The organism is Acinetobacter sp. TUM15064 (assembly GCF_008980265.1).
Lineage (GTDB): Bacteria > Pseudomonadota > Gammaproteobacteria > Pseudomonadales > Moraxellaceae > Acinetobacter.
In genome coordinates, this window is the sequence record NZ_BKFU01000048.1 from 1 (window position 1) to 17,581 (window position 17,581).

Genomic DNA, 17,581 nt, shown 5'->3' on the forward strand with positions numbered 1-17,581 from the left:
GATCCTTTAGATAAGCGTTCAAGATTAATTAATAAGACAAGTATTCGTTTGGATAAAATAATTGAACCAAATAGTGATAAGCCATTTTGGCTTCTGAATTTTAGTAGAATATTAAATGTTGCTCCAGGGCAAAGAGCTGCAGACGATCAAATTCGTGATATTGAGCTTGCTGAAGGGCATGATTTTGCAGAAGAAACAGCTATCTTATATGTTCCTGATTCTGAATATATTTTAATTCAATACTCCCATTATGGGCCAAGAGTTAGTGCTATAAATGACTACTTGAATACGTATATTACAGATATTGATGGTATGCCAAAGCATTATGAGTTTTTAGTTAAATTAAAACCAGATGCTGAAGCTCGCTTAGATAATAAAGAAATCATAACAGAGGTGGAAATACGAATTGATCCAAATCAAATGAATGCATCAATGAAAGCACAAGGAAAGAGTTTAGGTGAATCCTTAGAGACTTTAGGAAAATTAAAACCTAAATCTGTGTATTTAAAGATTGTTTCCAAAAAAGAGGAAGGATTGGTAGCTAGATCACTTAAACCTTTTTTTAAAGGAATTGCTAAAGAAGGAATCGCATCAACTGTTAAAATTAAAGGGTATGATGAAGATTCGTCGGATCTTGAAGAGGTCGATTTAATCAAAGATAAGGAGAAAAAAGTTTTTAAAAACGTATCTTTAAGTGAAAATAAACGTTGGTCAGAAGAAATTCGCTATATTCATTTAGAGAAAGCTTATAATGGATGGAAGGCAATACTTAAGGGGTGATATCAATGAAAAAGATATTCACAAGTCTTAATCTAGAAAGATATGGTCCGATTGTATGTGCTATTTTATTTATCGTTTTAACCATATTTTTAAAAATTTTTGTAAACTTTTCTTTAATTAGTTTATTTGATGATAAAAAAGCTGAATTTTTGTCTGTTAGCATTAGCTTAGGGGCAATTCTTGCAGGTTTTATTGGTGTCATAATGGGTTTATTTATGACACTAAGTGATTCAAAAATTCTAAAAATAATAAGAGATGCAGAATATTTAGATATTTTGCATAATTATCTTATATCCTCAATAAAAGGATCAATATTCTTTGCTATATTATCTTTCTTGGGGTTTTTCTTTTTGAAAGGATTCTTTGATTATTATTTTTGCTTTTGGTTTGGGAGTGCTGTTTATGCTTTTCTTACATTTCTAAGAGCAACTGATGTTACATATAAAATAATGAAATATGTTCATAATTTTAAATGTGATGAAGAGTAGTCTTAAAATTATATTTTAGATTCAAGTTCTAGTTGCGTATTTAGCCCATTACTTTTTGAATAATTATGTGTAGCTTTTTCAACAATCCAGTTCAGCTTATCTACTTCAGCTTTAAAGCCCTGTAGCTTGATTGGAGTCTCGGTACTGATCTCAGGTAGCCCATAAGCCAAATTAATGCTGAATTTCGCCATTTGACGCTTAATCTCAGCCATCTTTGCAGCACTTGCACGTTCCGCTTCAGCTTTGTTGGCAAACGTCCCTTTTAAGTGTTTAACCTTTCCTTTATCCCCATTGACCACCTTTTCACGTTTGGCTTTGCCTGTGTCCTGATAACTAGCCGATACACCAGTATGGTCAGACTCACGATCCTGTTCACTATAGCGGAATTGGTCGCCACTGTTCCTGGTCAAAGTGATCGTCGGTAAATCTTTACCTGAAGCAGTTTTGGCACTGCCTGCGATAAAGATTAAAAGTCGATCTTTTTTCACCGCCATTTCTGCACCATTTTGTTTGGCCAGCCGTTGCAGTAGGTTGAGATCCGATTCATTGGTTTGATCAATATGGCTTAAAGTAATCGCCTTGAGAGCTGCTGCCATGACCAGCGTCAGTTTATGGTTTTGAGCAATTTCAGTCGCTATAGCTCCAAAGGTTTTGCGGTGGTATGACTTGGACTTAGCTTCTTTGATATTACTTTTAAAATTGACGCTGGAGGCCTTAATGGTGATTTGATCGGGCGTACCTGACCATTCAGTCTCATCTACAATAAAGTCGCCTTTATCGTGTAAACCTTCACCTTTAAATCCCATCAGACAGTTAAGACGCACACCGCGTTTCGGCAGTTGTAATGCACCGTCATGGTCATCGAGCACGATACTCAATTCATCTGCTTCATTGGCGCGATTATCTGTCACGGTGACGCTTAAAATTCGCTTAGTAATAAGCTCATTCAATGGCTTATTGTCTGCGCTAATCATACAAACAGGCGTTTTAATCATGCTGAACCTTCTTGCTGTGGAGCGGATTGCATTTCAATGCGTTCATCATCAACACGGCTCAGCTTGAGGGTGTAATCCACCTTACGCGGGACACCGTTGTCCATCAAAATAGATTTGGTTTCGTCGATGCTGTCGATGACAAATACACCGTACAAATAACCTGAACCATCCATCAACACATAACCTTGTCCTGTATCAGCCATGCTCGCCAATTCATCCAGCGCAAAGCGAGTACCAAAGCCATATTCTTCATAGATGAGACCAGGCATTGTCACCGTGTCTGAACCTGCACCAGTGAACTGCTTTTTCGCACGTCCATTGGCCACGGCATTTTCGGCATAGCTCCATGAACGTTGGCGTTGGATCTCTTGAAAGGCCAATGTACTGGTCTTAAAAATGAATTGTCCTAAACTCATCAACATGATTGTCCCCTTAATCGTTGTCGCTATAGCTGCGGACGTTGCTTGGTTGTTGCATGCGCTGCGCCTTGGCCACTTCCATTGCCACCAATTGTGCTAATGCATTTTCATCCATACCCGGTGCAGCATAAATATTAAAAATTTGCTGCACTGGAGCTGCTGTTGCAGAGACATTTTTGGTGCTGGCTGATATAGATGGACGTTGGTCGAAACTGAAAGCGCTGGTATCAAAAAAGCCCAACATATCTTGACTTGCTGTACCGATTGCATTGCTGGCCAGATGACTATTATTTGAGATCCCGTTCGCCAAACCTTGCATGTTGTATGCCCCCAACTGTGTAAAAACACGGGAAGGGGAGTGGATGCCAAAAGCACCTTTCACAGTATTGGTGACTTGAGCTGCAGCAGCTTTGGCTTTACCAATCACACCTGCAATGCCATTACTGATCCCGTTGGCCAGTCCTTGCATAAGCATTTGTCCAAAGCCTGTGAATGTACTTGGCAATTGCACCCCAAAGTAATTCATCACTGCAGCAAAGGCACGATAAAACAGTCCGATCGGAGACCAGTTCAAAATGAAGGTGGTAATTTTCTGAAGGGCAAGGTGAAAGAATAAAACGATCTTTTGCGTGGTCGTCATGCCCGATGTACCAATAGAATTCCAAATGTCCGCAAAGAATTGTTTGATTGAACCCCAATTGCGATAAATCAAATAGGCTGCCGTGGCCAAAAGTCCGATCGCTAAAAGTAGTGGGTTGGCCATCATTAAACGACCGACAAAAAAGATGCCTTTACCGAGCCACATAAAGGCCGATCCAATCAGTTTGATGATATTAATCAGACCGAAGCCTTTGGCTCCCAGTACGCCAAACGTTAGACGTAGTAAAGCCATTGGACCGAGTAGGGCAACGAGTCCCAATGAAAGTGCGCTGAATGCACCAATTAAGGCAATTATGATAATAGCTGTCTTGGCCATATAACCGACTAAAACAGGATGTTCGGCTGCCCATCCTTGTATTGAATCGGTTATACCACCGACCTGCTCCAATAAATCATTGATTGAAGGCAGTAATGTATTACCGATCGTAATGCCAGTCGCTGCAAGTTTATTTTTGAATAATTGCCAATTATTTGCAGTTGTTGCTGCTCTAGCCGCGTACTCAGCCTGCATAGATCCTGCATATTGGGTTTTGTCAGAAACCATGCCTAGATTTTTTTCTAGGGCTTTCATGTTGGTGAGAAGCGGTGCGATAGAGCCTAATGACTCTGAACCAAAAAGCTCTTTTAAAGCTGCTGCTTGTTTATATTTATCAAGCTTGGATACAGCTTTAAGCACTTGTAATGTTGTACCTTCAGCATCCTTCTGCATATTTTTTGCGACAGTAGTTGAATTAAGGCCTAGATCTTTAAATGCTGCTTTTTGGCTTTTCGTTGCTGATTCGCCTGCAACTAAGGCAAGCATCATATTCTTAATGCCTGTCGCTGCAATTTCTTCCTCTACCCCCATTCCTCGAATAGTTGCACCTAGTGCAGCAATTGAACCTGAAGCAAAGCCACCAACTTCACCCAGTGGACCAATGCGCTGAACGATATTCATAATCCCTTTTGCAGCAGCAGGAGTATTGTTGCCTAAATAGTTGATTTTATCTGCGAGACTGGTGACCTGGTCTTGTGACATTTTGAATGCTGTGCGTAGCTCAGCCATTGATTGACCTGATTCTTCAGCAGTGATGTCAAATGCAACTCCCATTTTCACCGAGTCTTCAGCAAAACGTAATAGCTCACTTTTTGCGATACCTGATTGACCGCCTGCTGCGACAATTGCTGCAATATCTTTAGCAGCCATTGGTAAGCGCCGACTAAGTGCAATCACATCTGTATTCATCTGCTTGAATTGATCAGGTGTATCAAAATCAACGACCTTTTTGACATCGGCCATTGCAGACTCAAAGTCAACAGCAAGTTTAACGGGTATGATCATAGCCATACCCCCTGCAACAGCGGTTGCACCCGCAGACATACCTGTAGTTCCAGCTTTGCCGATAAGTTCTTGGTGATGCTTATATTGTTTGGTCAGGTCATTGAGTCGTTTTTGACTTGCAACTTGTTTATCGAGTTGAGTTTTTTTGCGCTGTAAAGCTTGGGTCGCTGTATCCACTTTGGCCTTTAAGTCACGTTCATCACGACTCAGGGACTTGGTACTGATACCTGCTTGATTTAAGCCTGTACGAAGCATCTGTAATTGCCGAAGCTGATCTTGCTCTGCCTGTTTTAAATCTTTAACCGTTTGTTTGGCTTTCTCAAATTCTTTGGTCATCGCCCGAGTAGGTTTGGCAACATTGGCATGCGCTTGGGCAAGTTGAGCAATGGTATGCTGTGCCGATTCTAAGTCTTTTTTTGTACCTTTAAGCGCACTGGATAAACGACGGAAAGAGGTAATATCAGATTGAGACTTGCTCAATTTCTTTAATTCTTCACGCTGGGTGCGTAGGGCATCAGAGGTCTTTTCACTTGAACCCATGATGTCTTTAAGTGGGGCAGTGGCTTTGTCCACCAGTTCTAACATGGCTTTTAGGCTAATTTGACTCATTTGCTCTCTGTTTCCCAACGTGCTCGTGCACGTTCATGCCAATCCATCAATTCATCCAGTTCATAGTCATCACAGACGTCGGGTGTCCAATGGAACACCACGGCTAAATCTGCAATGACTTCATCGGTACTTATTGGAAGTCTTCGCCCTCGGCCTTCACAAAAAAACCGATCACTTCCTTTGACAACTTGGTGAGATCCGAAGGTGCCAGTTCATAAACGTCATTTTCAGTCATGGTCGGTGTGGTAATACGTGGAGCCAGTTTTGCCAAAGTGTCGACGTCGAGTTGCAGCACGTTCACCAATGTCAGTCCACGAAGGGCACGGGTTTTGGGTTTACGGATCACGATTTCGGTAATGGTCTGCTCACCGCGTTTAAAGCCTTCATCAAAGATGATGGTGCGGAGGTTTGGGTCTTGAATCGTGTCTTGGTTTTGTTGCTGTACTTCAGGTGTCATGTCATGCATGTCATGTGCTCATTAAAAATATGGGGAGAGGAAAAGCCTGGTCTTATAGACCAAGCAATTCTTTGATGGTTTGTGCTAAATCCGTTTCACCGAAACGTTCAACACCGTTAATAAAGTCCAATTCGACTTCAACCACACCATCCACTTCCATGCGGTAATAGGTATAGTTGTAAGACATTTTGATCTCTGTCTTTTCGCCATTTTTTGAATCACCAGGATCAAGTTCAATCGCTTGGCCACGGGTATAAATTTCCACGATTTGCGATGTGCAATTGTCTTGACGCTCATACATCCCGACATAACGAACAGGGAGATCCGAAGTGCCACAGACTCCTAACTGGCGGTACTGTTTGACATCAAAGCCTGCATATACCACTTCACCCTCAAGCTTTTCGTAGCCAAATGACAAAGCGATGTCACCAATCATCCCCGCGCCACGATAGTCTTCAGTTTTCTTGGTAATTTTGGGAATGGTGACGCTTTCTGCGACACCTGCCCATGAATGTGTATTTACGAACACATTAAAATTTTTCAAAGTACGTGGAAGCATTGCATCCAGCTCCTATACGTTAAGCCGCGTTATTGATAAGTTGATCAAAGTTGACCAAATAACGGTCGGTAATGCGTTGATTGAGACCTAAGTTTTCCAGTGTTGGAACTGGGGTGTAGTCATAGTCAATCCACATCAAACCTTGCGATAAGTTTTCAGTGGTATTTTCAGCAGGGTCATACCAAACCGAAGCTCCAATCAAGCGTTTGGCAGTTACATGCTCAGTCAATTTGGCATTGATCGAATCAATAATGTCTTTGGCCAAGAAGGGCGTAAGAGGTTGGTCGACAAATGGAAAACAGCCATTGATGATGGTGTCTAACAAGAACTGTGCAGTTCGGGTCGCCACTTCAAAAGCAAAACGTGGATCATCAGAACAGTTACGGTTACCCCAAAAACGAGCACCATCATGCAAAATCATGGTGGTGATCTCATTGCTATTGAGGTAGCCTGCATCGGTATCGGGGTCTTCCAGATTCCATGTAATGGGTTGACTAATGCCTGTTGGTCCTGTGACCGCAATATTTGAAAGTGACTTATGAAAACCGACTTTTTTATCAGTTTCAGCGCGTAGAGCTGCGGCAACGACGGCAGCGGTTAAAAAGCCTGATCCATATTTAAGTGTCATAAGTTAAAATCCCGAAAAATTAGAGTCGCCCAAAGACACAAGTTCGGTAGGACTGGCAAGAGCTAACCCTGTGTTTTGGTCAAGGAATAATGGGAAGATGTCATCAGCAGCTTGAGTATTTCGCTTTAAAACAATACGAACTGGTAAGTATGTTTCCTCGCCGTTTCCACCCTCGACAAAATTAGATTTCATCTGAAAATGTGCAAAACCCCCTATGCCAGCCTCTACAATCATTACAGAGGGTTGACGGTTAGCTAAGATTTGCGAGATGAGATTAAAGAAAACACTAGGAGCATTAGTTTGTTCGGCAGTTCTAACTACAGCATTACTTTCTAGTTTGTTCCCTTGAATATAGAGATCATAGGTTAGAGAGCCTTGGGTTATTATTGAGTCTTGCCGAATGTAAATTCGAGTCGCTGTAAGTTCGGTATCTATATTCTCTCCGAGCAGTACATTGCCACTCATCCATTCAGGCCAAATCAGTTCGATTTCTCGAAATGCCAACATATTTCGGAAATCCACTACATCTTCAGCCTTATCAAAAATCACGCCCTGGTCATCGCGAGGGGTAATGTAAGAATAGGCACGTAACTTTTTACAAATTGCTCCCAGTGCATTAGCAACGTCGATTGTTTCAGTATCAGACACACAAATGATTTTAGGGGTAAGCCCTAATTTTGATTTAACCGTGAGTAGGGCTTGTAAGCCTGTACGCTGTCCATTATCTACTGTTGTACCAATGACTAGAGATTGATCAAACTCTGCATTTATAAATGGATTGGCAATACGAATGACAACCAATGTTGGGGAGGTAATTGCAGAAATGATTTCGAGATTTTTTCGTAAATTTCCCGTTACACCTGCTTTGGACAAAACGCGATTAATTGAGGTCACTAGTACAGGTGTATTCAGTGGAAATGTATCTTCATCTGCGTCATCCGCATACGCTAGCATGGCTATAGTATTGGTATCAGCATTGCGAATTGGAATTTTTCCTAGAGCGGATTCTTTCGCTGTAATACCGTGGTGAAATTCAGTCATGATGACTCCATAAAAGTTGAATTACTTTTGAAATCATCATGAATTGAAGGGGGCTATTTTTCTATGTTGTGAATCCTGAATAAGCTTTAATCAGGATTTATGATTCTATGCAATACGTTTCCATGCATCGACGATAATAGATTGTTGAATAATATTGTGTGCTTGACCGCCGCCAATTTCTTTCGTTTGTAAATTTGAAGCAGCATCTGTTCTTGTACTCAAAGATGGTCTTGCTGAACCTGCACTATCACTGGTATTTACATCAATATCCATTTTAAATTTTGGAAGTTCCGCCACGGTAAGTTGATGATTAAATTCACCACCAGTATTCTCTAAAGTTTTCAGCCAAGCAGGTGCATCTGCATTGGACTCTAATGCACGACTGACCAAAGCATGTCCATCTCCAAACTTTTCCCACTCACCAAAGCCTTTGTGCTCATGTACTTCATTTGAGTCTGCAAAAAGCGTGGTTGTGATAAATAAATCTCCAATCTTAATATCCTCTTTGCGATTAATAACATCCATCATTTCATCTAGCTTTTGTTGTACCCACGTTTGGGTTGCTGTGTTGATATTTGGATTGATGCTTAAATTGATTTGATTCGCAGCCACGCCTTTAATATCAATGGATATGGTCAGTTCTCCACCTGCGCCATCTTCAAAAAGAGATTTATAGCCACCGTGATAATTGCCAATATAAATCAACTGGCCAGTTTCATCCGTAAGGCCAATTTCATGAATATTAAAGCCACCAATGTTTGCACCCACGGTTGCTTGAATACGAACAACATCGTCGATCACTTCTAGGTGCTGGATTAAAACACTGGCTTTTTGATTGACCAAGTGCGTACGGTCAATTGCAGTCAATGGGTCATAAGGAACACCATTGGCATCGCCAATCACTAGGTTTTTTAAATTAATCGGTGCAGATTCATGCGCTTGGGCAATGAGATCCGAGCCATAAGTGGTCAAGGTCAAATAATATTTAGAGGGCATACGTTTTCCTAGATTGCTTCCATATAAACCGTTTCACCCGTGACACATGCACCCCCTAGCCATAGATAGCCTTCGGATTGAACATGGGCAGAAATGGAATAGTTATCCCGCGCAGATTTGGTTGCTTCAATTGCGGTTTGAACTTGTAAAAGTTGATCAATACTAAGTAGGTGGAGTGGGTCGATAATCACCACGAATGAAAAAGGTTGGTGCTTGGGGGTAAATTCGTACCATGCTTTGATTTGGAAATGAGTGACTACGGTACCGAGTAGGCTTTGAATTGAGGATCGTGTTCCGCGTTGCGCATTAAAGGCTTGGCTTTGTTGGATTGCATTTCGCTTTTCTTGCTCACTCCATTCAGGTAACCAATATTCGACGCGGTGTTGCCATGCAAGCCACGGTAAATGAGCAACAGGACAACGATCAATACGATGTAAATCGACAAAAGGCACTGGAAGGTTGGAAATCTTTTCACCAAGCTGCTCTATGTTTTTTTCAAGTTTGGTTGCGTTGGGAGGTAATAGCTTAGACATCACGGAACTCCACAATGTTGATCGTTACGCCTGTGCATTTGGAATATTTACTCTTCGGCAGAATAATATCTACAGCGGGACTATTCAGAAGGACGTTTTGAACCCCGCCTTGATGCAATGCATGGAACAGTCCACTGCGGGCAACGTCGTAGCCAAGTGAAGAAATCTTTTCGATATAGGCTTGAACATCTGCTTCGGCAGCTGCTTTGACGACTGCAGAGTCAGGACCAGGGAAAAGTACCAATGTGGCGTTCAATTGCCACTCTTGGAAAGTTGCCGCTTTGACATGTACCTCGTCTGTAAACGGACGACGCGTATCAGGATCAAGCGATTGATCGACTGCATCCAGTATGGTTTGAGGTGCAACCTCATCTATGTGGCTTTGAACCCAAATATTGACATGACCGTCTTGTGGCGTTTCGACAGAGATATCTTTGACATGACCATGCGCACTCAGTCCCCAAAACTGATATGCACCTACTGATCCAGCAGACATGCTTTCAGGCTGTAAATGTGTTCTACGACGTAAATCCTCGTCAGATTCCATCACTTCATCAATAGGCGGATTTGCATTGGGTTGCGCAGGAATAATTGTTTTTCGATAGACATCTCGGTTTGCAGCTAAATGGTCTAAATCCGATCCTGTTGCGTAGGCGAGCATGAGTGCTTTGGCTTTGGCATTGATTTGGCCAGTTTTAAGTAAAAGACGATAGGCGAATGTTTCAAGCACTTTAACAATCGGTTCACTTTCAAAATTAAGTGCCTCTGCAAGCTCAGGATCACGCGCCAAAATATCATTTTTACACTGCTGAAGTTCGTCCTCAAAATCGAGCTGCTCAAGGACGTTTGGAAAAGGGAGTGACGAAAGATCGACGCGATTAAGAGAACTCATGCAGCAGCTCCGATAGTAAAGGCCTGAGAAAATGCTAGTTCGCGATATTGGCTGATGTAATTTCCAATGATAGTAATGTCCCAAGCACTAGCCTGATCTGTACTTGAAACTTGAACTTGCTTAATTTTGATACGCGGTTCAAAACGAACAACCGCTGTTGCTGAAGCATTCATTATTCTGAGTTTGGTAAAGTCATTGCAGGGTTGGTCAATCAGATCAGGCACCAGTGAGCCATAGTTTCGACGGCACAAACGTGTACCAATCAATGTTGTTAAAAGATCATGCAAGGACTGCTGTAAATGAGCAGGGAGGTGGCCATTATCTGAAATCGCTCTACCTGTATGACGAGACATACCTTTCATGGTTTGGGTGCTCCAGATACGCTATTTCCATTTTGTACGTTGATATGTCCATGCCCGATCAGACTAATAGTTTTTGCTTTGACATCTTCAGCTGATGAAATAGCTTTTTCAGCATGCACTGTTCCAGTAAAAACTGTTTCAGGTACTTCAAAAGTGCATTTACTGAGTTTGAAAACTGCTTCGCCTGAAGCGATATTGACCTTAAAAAAATACTCACCGATTTGTACAAATACTTCATTGGGATCTGTACTCGGAGGGGGGAATGTTTCAGAGAAAAGGCTGATTTGTGGTACCGCACTGGTGAGCTCACCGCCTTGTGCTGATACGGAAAATTGCTCTCCTAACGATGGGCATCGCCAAATTTTGACGATGCCTGCAGCCATCGTTGGAATGGGAATCCAATCCGTTTCATTTTCATCAATTTTTAGGCGCATTTTCCATGCAGATGCATCGACGGCAATGACTGTGCCGATGCAAGCGAGATTCTGAAACTGGCGTAAAAGTTGATTATTCATGCTCATATAAACGTAAATTGCCCATGACCGAAATCATGGGCAATTTAGTTTTAAAGTGCGAGGAGCTGTATCCTGATTAACGCTTATTCAGGAATTTCAAAATTGGTAATAATAAGTTCTTTACCGTTATTTTCATCTTGAGAATTAGAGTTTAATGACCAGCGTATTTGCTTGGTGTGAAAGTAAAAGCCTTCAAACAGCTCACGGACTGCAGGGACATCATTTAGACTCAGAATGAATTTACCTTGAATGTTTTTGAGTAAGTCCCGCAATTTTTCAAAGTCAGTACGGCTAAAAATATCTTTACCATAGTAATTTTCACAATTGTAATAGGGCGGATCCAAATAAAATAAAGTATCAGGGCGATCCATTTTACTGATTAACGTGTCGAAATTTCGGTTTTCGATGTTGACCTTTTGAAGGCGTTGATGGATGGTCGATAATACAGTTTTTAATTCGTCTCCTAGTTTTAAATGTGGTTTACGTTCCACATGGGAGAAGAAATTTGGCTCTGCAATTTTTGCCCCAAAACAAGTGCGAAGTAAGTAGTAAAAACGTGCTGCGCGTTGAATATCCGTTAAGGATTTACTATTTTCAGCTTTCAATCGCTCAAACTCCTCTCGGCTGATCAGTTGAGTTTCAAACTCTTTTTCAAGTGCGTCAGGATGGTATTTAAAGACCCGATACAGATTGATCAGGTCTCCATTCACATCGTTAATGGTTTCCAGGGTTGAAGCTGATTTTTTAAAAAGCACCCATCCAGCGCCACCGAACACTTCACAATAATGTTGATGCTCAGGCATCATTTCAATAATGGTACGTGCCAGTTGTGATTTACCACCTAACCAACCTGAAAATGAACGACCTGAAGCGTTATAAGTTGGTTTTGTTAAAGTACTCGGGTTAGTTTTCGGGGACATAAGTCATCTCCGTTGGTAGCTCTAGGCTATCTAACCTGACGCTCTAGGCGTTCCAATGATTGACCGCTCGACAACGAGGGCATTTGATTTCAATTTTTACTGTAATTTTTTCAATGCGACCCAGTAATCTTCCGCATTTACATCTAAGTTCGATCATATTAATAAGAATTTTTGTATTTCTGATTGAATCCAATTTTCATCATCTTTGCTAAAACCGACCAATTCTCGAATCGGGTATTGAGTGGATTTTGCATATCTATTCGGCTTAATATTTTCACCCTCTTGGTGAACTTTGGCCACAAATGCGGTACGCCCACCAAAACCAACAGCAGCATGGTCAGGTGAATATTCTGTTTTAAGTTGCTTTCCAATGTTTTGAAACAGCGCACCTTGACGTTTAATCCGACCGATCTGATTGCGCTTGCGTGGAATGAAACGATAACCATTAGGATCACGTTGTTGCTTGATTCGATCGCGATGCCGTACTCTTAAACCTTGAGCCAGTCTACGCATTAACTCTCGTCGTTGTCCTGGTTCTAAACGCAGGGCAATTTGGTCGAGCCAATGGTTTAAGCCAACTATCGCATCCACTTATTCAGTTCCTAATGGGACAAATTTATCCTGGTCATCACTCCAGACCATCTCAGGGCAAATATGGTACCCATTTTCACCTGAAACAATTTTGTCACGTTGTGGAAAATCAATTTCAAGGTCAAAGGTATTGGTATCAATAATTTCGCTGCTAAACGAAATTTGAATGTCCTTTTTTGCTGCATCCAAATGTAGATTTTTAGACTGTAGCCAATGGCGTAATAACATCAGGACTTCAACTGGATCACCGCGATAATCCAATAATAAAATCCGTACTGTATATTCCATATAGCCTTGAGCTTGGTTGCCATTTACGATGAGTAAATGGCATTTGTCTTGGCTCATTTCAGGCAGTTTTTCTGCAAGAAATGATTTCAATGGGATGAGGGCTTTCATACCTTAATTATCCAAGGCCGCATAATTGAGCTGATCAGCTGTGCGATTTGTCCAGCCTTTGCCATAGCGTTGCCAAGTGCTCAAACTGGTGTAGTGCTTGAGTTTTGCAGCATTGAATTTCATCAAAACATCATTCAGGTCTGCTTTTTTGAGGGCTTTAATGGTCATCGGACCAATGATCCCATCTTCGGCCACATTGATCGCTTTTTGCAGTTTACGCTTGGCCGTTCCCATGCCTGCATTCACGGCAAAGTCCCAAACCTGAAATACAATTGCAGAATGAATGTCATCGGCATTAATCCGATCCCACCAATCACGCTTATAAATGGCTTTGGCCTGATCTAGGGTTAAGTTTCGGATATCTAGATCAGGATAAGTCATGGCTGAAATGCCGTACTTAGTCCCTTTACATTGGCCTTTACCAATCACACCCGTTGTCCAGTTACCGCGATCTTTGGGATCTTCCGTAAAATTACCTTCATGGCCAATCAAACGATCGAATGCTGTTTCAAAAGTAAGACTCATATTTTGAGATCCTTATTTGAACAGTGCTGAAAAAGCAGCTTTCACTTCAGCGATAATTTCACTGACAGTTTTGCCTTTCCATAACTGTAAAGATTGATACCAAATGCCGATCATCAACATGCCAAATACGGCAAAAATCAGCATGACAAAGCCTTGCGACATCAGTGTGTAAGAGGTGAGTTGGTAATATTCAATAAAGGCTGAGCCACCATACAGGCTAATGGCCACACTGATGGTGAATTTTAAAACCACACCTACGGTGATTTTGATTCGACCTTCAGTGTCGATGTCGCCACTTAAAATTAGTGCCAAAATTGCACCTAAAATGGCAGCAGCAATTTTTAATAACCACGGTAATCCTTTGATTGAAATCGGATCATTCATTGATTTCCCCTTCGGGGCTGTTATGCGCTCTAACATAACTTAATCCCATAATTTAAGTGTTTGGGTGGTAGATGTTGTTATCGCTTCAGGCAAAACCACAGCTTGGTGCTCAACTAAAATGACACTTTCAAGTGTCGGATTTAATTCAATCAAGTCTGCTAAAACCTGCACCGGGTTATTCGGAAAATAACGGGTAGCAATCGAATCAAGGGTGTCCCCTTGAATGGCATAAACCGTATTCATACCAGTTTGATCCGATTGCGTTTTTGATTGGTTAAGTCTGCAATCGTGTGGTTGACCACTCGACGCAATGACTGCGTTTTTGCTTGTTGGTTTTCACCGCGCGATTGACCTGTCGTGGTGGTATCAAAATCCAAATTGTCTTCACAAATCAGTGCTGCTGCTTCATAGCAAACAGCACGTTTGTATTTACGGATCTGTGCTTCAGTTTCAATTTTTAGCAACAGGACTTGATCATTGATCATGTCCATTGCCAGTATGATTTTTTCGGCAAGCAGATCCTGACCTTTGGACTTGTCTAAACGAACCGTTCCGAGCAAGTCGGTGATACTGACGTTTGGACGGTCAGCTTCAGGGTTTTGTACCACCTGTTCAGGTACGGATTCATTTAGCAGCATGATCCTTACTCCGTAGGCGTAGAGTCGGTGGACGCAGGATCAGACTCAGCAGCTGCCGAAGCAGTCGTTGAATCTGCCTGCGAGCCGACAGTGGCGTCAGGAGACGACTCGGTTGATTGCTTGTTCAACAGTTTTTCCAGTGCTGTAACTTCTTTTTTACAGCCGACTTTACTGTTGAGTCGCAACGCATTTTTATAAGCATTTAGTGCTTCTACTGGTTGAGCTTTATTAAGAGCATCACCCAGCGAACGGAAAATTTTGGCGCGAACTTGATCGACCATCTGTTCTCCGACACCAAGATCGATGATTCGCTGAATCACTTCTGCATTTTCAATGGCGAGGTCAATATCGTCATTAAAATCACTAGCACATTGCTCAGTAACAAATTCTGCAATTCCACGGCTATGACCTTCAGGCATCACCATGTCATTTAAAAGGGCATATTCAGCTATACGAACGGCTAATTCATATTGACTCGCATCGACTGCCCAAATCATTAAGGTCACCAGTGAGGTGTTTTGAGCCGAAGGTGAAATAGCGAGGCAGCCGTCGATATAGCCGTAATATTCAGGTAACCATTGCTTTTTCAGTTCGATTTTGTCCTGCACCGATTTGTTGTCTTTCAACTGATTCAAATGATTGAATAAGCGAAGCTCGATATTAGCCGTCGGTGTTGTTGCATCTGTATCCGCTTGAACAGCAGCATTTTCAGGAGCGACATCTAATCCTTTGGCCACTCGTTTTTTTAGCAAGCGTGGATCAGCGCTGAGCTCCATTCTCAAACGCTTTTCAGCTAATTTTTTTTCACGATCTTGACGCATTGAATTTGACATTAGGCTGTTACCTCAATGTTTTCGATGAGGACGCATTTGCTGTAGTCTTCGACCACAAAGTCTTCATTCACAGATTGGAAGTCAACCGCGCGATCCCATTCAGGTTGTTCGACGATAGAACGATTCAAAGTGCCTGATTGCAGGTAGATTGAAAGGTTTTTCGGTGTCGTGATGAGGATTGTTTTCGCAGGGAAACTAGGCACATGCATTGCTGGTAAAGTGCCAAGCTGTTTATTGGCATAAATGGTTCGCGCTGCCAGCTGCTCGGTTGGATCTTGAATGGTATTTAACAAAGGCAGATATTTGTCACTCAAGATGCCACGGCCACAAATGGCAATTAGACCACTCTCACGGTGCTGTTCAGCAATATATTCTTCAACGGCAAATTCCACTAAGCCATCGACAGTTTTAAACTCATGTGTTGCGCCGATCGCAGTGACCAATTTGCCCGTACCATCGTCCTTGCCTTCATAATGTTGCTCAGGGGCAAGGTCACGAATTTTTTGTAGCCAACCTTTTTTCACGTCTTGCAACATTGGATTGGCCACGCGGTCAGATGATGCAGCACGGTAAAGACCATTAAAACCAATACATAATTTATCGAGTGCAATGGCCACGATGACCATAGATTGAAGCATTGATTTGAAATTCGGATGATGTTTCCACGCATTTAACAATGACCAGTAATAAGCCACGTCATAGTTTGTTTGGGTACAGTCATATTCATCCAGTAAATCTAGATTTCCAACTGGAACTGGATTGCGCGGTTTGACTCGTGTATCCGTAGTACCTGCAATTCGTGTCCCAATTTGTAGACCGATTTTTTCGCCTTTGGCATTATCAACAGGGAATACGTTAATTTGTTTTAAGAAGTCAGCTGCTTCTTGGTATGCCGCAATAATTTTTTGTTCAGGAACGGGCTGAACCGTAAAGGTATGACGTGCATCTTCAACATTATTGGCACGTGCAATGTCTGCGATATAAGAGGAAAGTTTTGTCCGTGCAACTGGACTGAGAACGACTGCCATAATTGATTATTTCCTAAATGATTGAATTAGTATGAAACTTGGTCGGTATCACCACCGCTTGCAGCGGGAGGTACATTCACAGCAGTGGTTGAAAGCTGATGAATCTGCGTTTGCATACCTTGAATCGACAAAAGAATTGGGGCTAATGCTTGGCTGAGTTGGTCATTTGCACCAGGCACAGGTTGTTCAACTGGAGCAACGGGCGTAGTGGATTGTTGAACGGGTGCAGCCGCAGGTGGAGCCGATAATTGGCTGAATTTTTCATTCAGGTCTTTAATACCGTTTAAAGCCGTCACTAAACCTTGAGTCACCACCGCTTGAAAGTCGTCAGGCTGAGCAGGAATTTTCGGTTGGCTTGGGGTGAGCAAGGTTTTAAGCTGCTCAAAAAAGCTTTTTTGGTCATTTGGTACTGAATTGTCTTGATCAGTTGGAGCTGTCAGGGACATAAAAATCTCCGCGTTGGGTTGAGTGCGTAAGGCAAATTGATTCGATGAAAATTTAATGGGTTCAGTACCAAGCGAAGCAGGGGTATCCGTTAAACCAAGGCCGACTTGATAGGCGATGCCAGTCCCCGCAAAGTTGCGATAGAACTCAATCGATGGATAAATTTTCTGACCCTTTTTATTCATGGCCACAAAGTTCGGCAGGGCTGAAAGGGTGTTATAGAGCACCCATTTGCCGTCCTCTTGTACGGCTTCAACTTTGACGATGTCACCATAGGCATTGAAGGGTGGTTCGGGTGACCATCCTGAATAATGCTCGAGGTTGATTCGTGCACCATATTTTTCCAGACTGTAACTTGCACCCATCTGCTGAATTTCTTGTCCAGTGAGTTCTCGTCCATCGACTGTTTGACCTTCACGAGCGACACGAAAGCGTTTTTCTACACGTCCTTCACCTGCAAGTCCCATATAAATTTCCATCTATGTTTCTGATAGATGCAGTCTGCTGACTAATAAACTTGCTCGCAATTAGTCCAATCCTGAATAAGCCTTAATCAGGATTTTTTGA

General features: G+C 42.1%; 26 protein-coding genes. 2 read left to right on the top strand and 24 right to left on the bottom strand.

Annotation, left to right across the window (positions count from 1 at the left end; genetic code table 11):
• Together GBI16_RS18675 and GBI16_RS13295 are read left to right on the top strand one after the other, a co-directional pair.
• Positions 1 to 780 (top strand): DUF6731 family protein (locus GBI16_RS18675; protein ID WP_171494567.1); only part of this gene is annotated, 780 nt, incomplete at its 5' end.
• A gap of 5 nt (positions 781 to 785) precedes the next feature.
• Complete coding sequence (locus GBI16_RS13295; protein WP_151707218.1) at positions 786 to 1,268, top strand: hypothetical protein; 483 nt, start codon at positions 786 to 788, stop codon at positions 1,266 to 1,268.
• Positions 1,269 to 1,276: 8 nt separating this feature from the next.
• On the opposite strand, the gene GBI16_RS13300 is transcribed toward GBI16_RS13295, so the two are convergent.
• The 24 genes from GBI16_RS13300 to GBI16_RS13415 form a co-directional block, all read right to left on the bottom strand.
• Positions 1,277 to 2,263 (bottom strand): contractile injection system protein, VgrG/Pvc8 family, encoded by a 987-nt coding sequence (locus GBI16_RS13300; protein ID WP_151707219.1) that lies wholly within the window; start codon positions 2,261 to 2,263, stop codon positions 1,277 to 1,279.
• Positions 2,260 to 2,685, bottom strand: coding sequence for a phage tail protein (locus GBI16_RS13305; protein WP_004984381.1), 426 nt, complete (start codon positions 2,683 to 2,685; stop codon positions 2,260 to 2,262). The genes GBI16_RS13300 and GBI16_RS13305 overlap by 4 nt, the downstream gene beginning before the upstream one ends.
• A gap of 10 nt (positions 2,686 to 2,695) precedes the next feature.
• The gene (locus GBI16_RS13310; RefSeq protein WP_151707220.1) at positions 2,696 to 5,272 is read right to left on the bottom strand and encodes a phage tail tape measure protein; all 2,577 of its coding nucleotides are present in this window, start codon (positions 5,270 to 5,272) and stop codon (positions 2,696 to 2,698) included.
• Positions 5,269 to 5,406, bottom strand: coding sequence for a GpE family phage tail protein (locus tag GBI16_RS13315; protein ID WP_308463952.1), 138 nt, complete (start codon positions 5,404 to 5,406; stop codon positions 5,269 to 5,271). Before GBI16_RS13315 ends, GBI16_RS13310 begins: the two co-directional genes overlap by 4 nt.
• Positions 5,403 to 5,738, bottom strand: a complete 336-nt coding sequence (locus GBI16_RS13320; protein ID WP_228267840.1) for a phage tail assembly protein — start codon at positions 5,736 to 5,738, stop codon at positions 5,403 to 5,405. Before GBI16_RS13320 ends, GBI16_RS13315 begins: the two co-directional genes overlap by 4 nt.
• A gap of 43 nt (positions 5,739 to 5,781) precedes the next feature.
• Complete coding sequence (locus GBI16_RS13325; RefSeq protein WP_151707221.1) at positions 5,782 to 6,288, bottom strand: phage major tail tube protein; 507 nt, start codon at positions 6,286 to 6,288, stop codon at positions 5,782 to 5,784.
• 19 nt (positions 6,289 to 6,307) lie between these two features.
• Complete coding sequence (locus GBI16_RS13330) at positions 6,308 to 6,916, bottom strand: phage tail sheath C-terminal domain-containing protein (protein ID WP_151707222.1); 609 nt, start codon at positions 6,914 to 6,916, stop codon at positions 6,308 to 6,310.
• Between the two features lie 3 nt (positions 6,917 to 6,919).
• Complete coding sequence (locus GBI16_RS13335) at positions 6,920 to 7,957, bottom strand: hypothetical protein (protein WP_151707223.1); 1,038 nt, start codon at positions 7,955 to 7,957, stop codon at positions 6,920 to 6,922.
• A gap of 105 nt (positions 7,958 to 8,062) precedes the next feature.
• Positions 8,063 to 8,953 (bottom strand): phage tail protein, encoded by an 891-nt coding sequence (locus GBI16_RS13340; RefSeq protein ID WP_151707224.1) that lies wholly within the window; start codon positions 8,951 to 8,953, stop codon positions 8,063 to 8,065.
• An 8-nt stretch (positions 8,954 to 8,961) separates the two neighbouring features.
• Entirely contained in the window at positions 8,962 to 9,486 is a 525-nt protein-coding gene (locus tag GBI16_RS13345) for a phage tail protein I (protein ID WP_151707225.1), read from the bottom strand.
• Positions 9,479 to 10,378 (bottom strand): baseplate J/gp47 family protein, encoded by a 900-nt coding sequence (locus tag GBI16_RS13350; RefSeq protein ID WP_151707226.1) that lies wholly within the window; start codon positions 10,376 to 10,378, stop codon positions 9,479 to 9,481. The genes GBI16_RS13345 and GBI16_RS13350 overlap by 8 nt, the downstream gene beginning before the upstream one ends.
• Positions 10,375 to 10,740 carry a GPW/gp25 family protein gene (locus GBI16_RS13355; RefSeq protein WP_151707227.1) on the bottom strand — a complete coding sequence of 122 codons (366 nt, stop codon included), beginning with the start codon at positions 10,738 to 10,740 and terminating at the stop codon, positions 10,375 to 10,377. Before GBI16_RS13355 ends, GBI16_RS13350 begins: the two co-directional genes overlap by 4 nt.
• The gene (locus GBI16_RS13360; RefSeq protein WP_228267841.1) at positions 10,737 to 11,255 is read right to left on the bottom strand and encodes a phage baseplate assembly protein V; all 519 of its coding nucleotides are present in this window, start codon (positions 11,253 to 11,255) and stop codon (positions 10,737 to 10,739) included. Before GBI16_RS13360 ends, GBI16_RS13355 begins: the two co-directional genes overlap by 4 nt.
• Before the next feature lie 83 nt (positions 11,256 to 11,338).
• Positions 11,339 to 12,175, bottom strand: a complete 837-nt coding sequence (locus GBI16_RS13365) for a DNA adenine methylase (protein WP_151707229.1) — start codon at positions 12,173 to 12,175, stop codon at positions 11,339 to 11,341.
• A 43-nt stretch (positions 12,176 to 12,218) separates the two neighbouring features.
• A complete protein-coding gene (locus tag GBI16_RS19135; RefSeq protein ID WP_215900687.1) occupies positions 12,219 to 12,332 on the bottom strand; it encodes a Com family DNA-binding transcriptional regulator in 114 nt (37 codons plus the stop codon).
• On the bottom strand, positions 12,329 to 12,766 hold the full coding sequence (locus tag GBI16_RS13375; protein WP_151707230.1) for a phage virion morphogenesis protein: 438 nt from the start codon (positions 12,764 to 12,766) through the stop codon (positions 12,329 to 12,331). Before GBI16_RS13375 ends, GBI16_RS19135 begins: the two co-directional genes overlap by 4 nt.
• Entirely contained in the window at positions 12,767 to 13,162 is a 396-nt protein-coding gene (locus GBI16_RS13380) for a phage tail protein (protein ID WP_151707231.1), read from the bottom strand.
• Positions 13,163 to 13,165: 3 nt separating this feature from the next.
• Positions 13,166 to 13,687 (bottom strand): glycoside hydrolase family 108 protein, encoded by a 522-nt coding sequence (locus GBI16_RS13385; RefSeq protein ID WP_151707232.1) that lies wholly within the window; start codon positions 13,685 to 13,687, stop codon positions 13,166 to 13,168.
• 12 nt (positions 13,688 to 13,699) lie between these two features.
• Positions 13,700 to 14,071 carry a hypothetical protein gene (locus tag GBI16_RS13390; protein WP_151707233.1) on the bottom strand — a complete coding sequence of 124 codons (372 nt, stop codon included), beginning with the start codon at positions 14,069 to 14,071 and terminating at the stop codon, positions 13,700 to 13,702.
• Between the two features lie 39 nt (positions 14,072 to 14,110).
• Positions 14,111 to 14,314: a tail protein X gene (locus tag GBI16_RS13395; RefSeq protein ID WP_151707234.1), complete on the bottom strand. Its 204-nt coding sequence runs from the start codon at positions 14,312 to 14,314 to the stop codon at positions 14,111 to 14,113.
• Entirely contained in the window at positions 14,311 to 14,709 is a 399-nt protein-coding gene (locus GBI16_RS13400) for a head completion/stabilization protein (protein ID WP_151707235.1), read from the bottom strand. Before GBI16_RS13400 ends, GBI16_RS13395 begins: the two co-directional genes overlap by 4 nt.
• A gap of 5 nt (positions 14,710 to 14,714) precedes the next feature.
• Positions 14,715 to 15,542: a phage terminase small subunit gene (gene gpM / locus GBI16_RS13405; RefSeq protein WP_151707236.1), complete on the bottom strand. Its 828-nt coding sequence runs from the start codon at positions 15,540 to 15,542 to the stop codon at positions 14,715 to 14,717.
• Positions 15,542 to 16,570: a phage major capsid protein, P2 family gene (locus tag GBI16_RS13410; RefSeq protein WP_151707237.1), complete on the bottom strand. Its 1,029-nt coding sequence runs from the start codon at positions 16,568 to 16,570 to the stop codon at positions 15,542 to 15,544. The genes gpM and GBI16_RS13410 overlap by 1 nt, the downstream gene beginning before the upstream one ends.
• A 26-nt stretch (positions 16,571 to 16,596) precedes the next feature.
• The gene (locus GBI16_RS13415; RefSeq protein WP_228267842.1) at positions 16,597 to 17,493 is read right to left on the bottom strand and encodes a GPO family capsid scaffolding protein; all 897 of its coding nucleotides are present in this window, start codon (positions 17,491 to 17,493) and stop codon (positions 16,597 to 16,599) included.
• Positions 17,494 to 17,581: the final 88 nt, after the last annotated feature.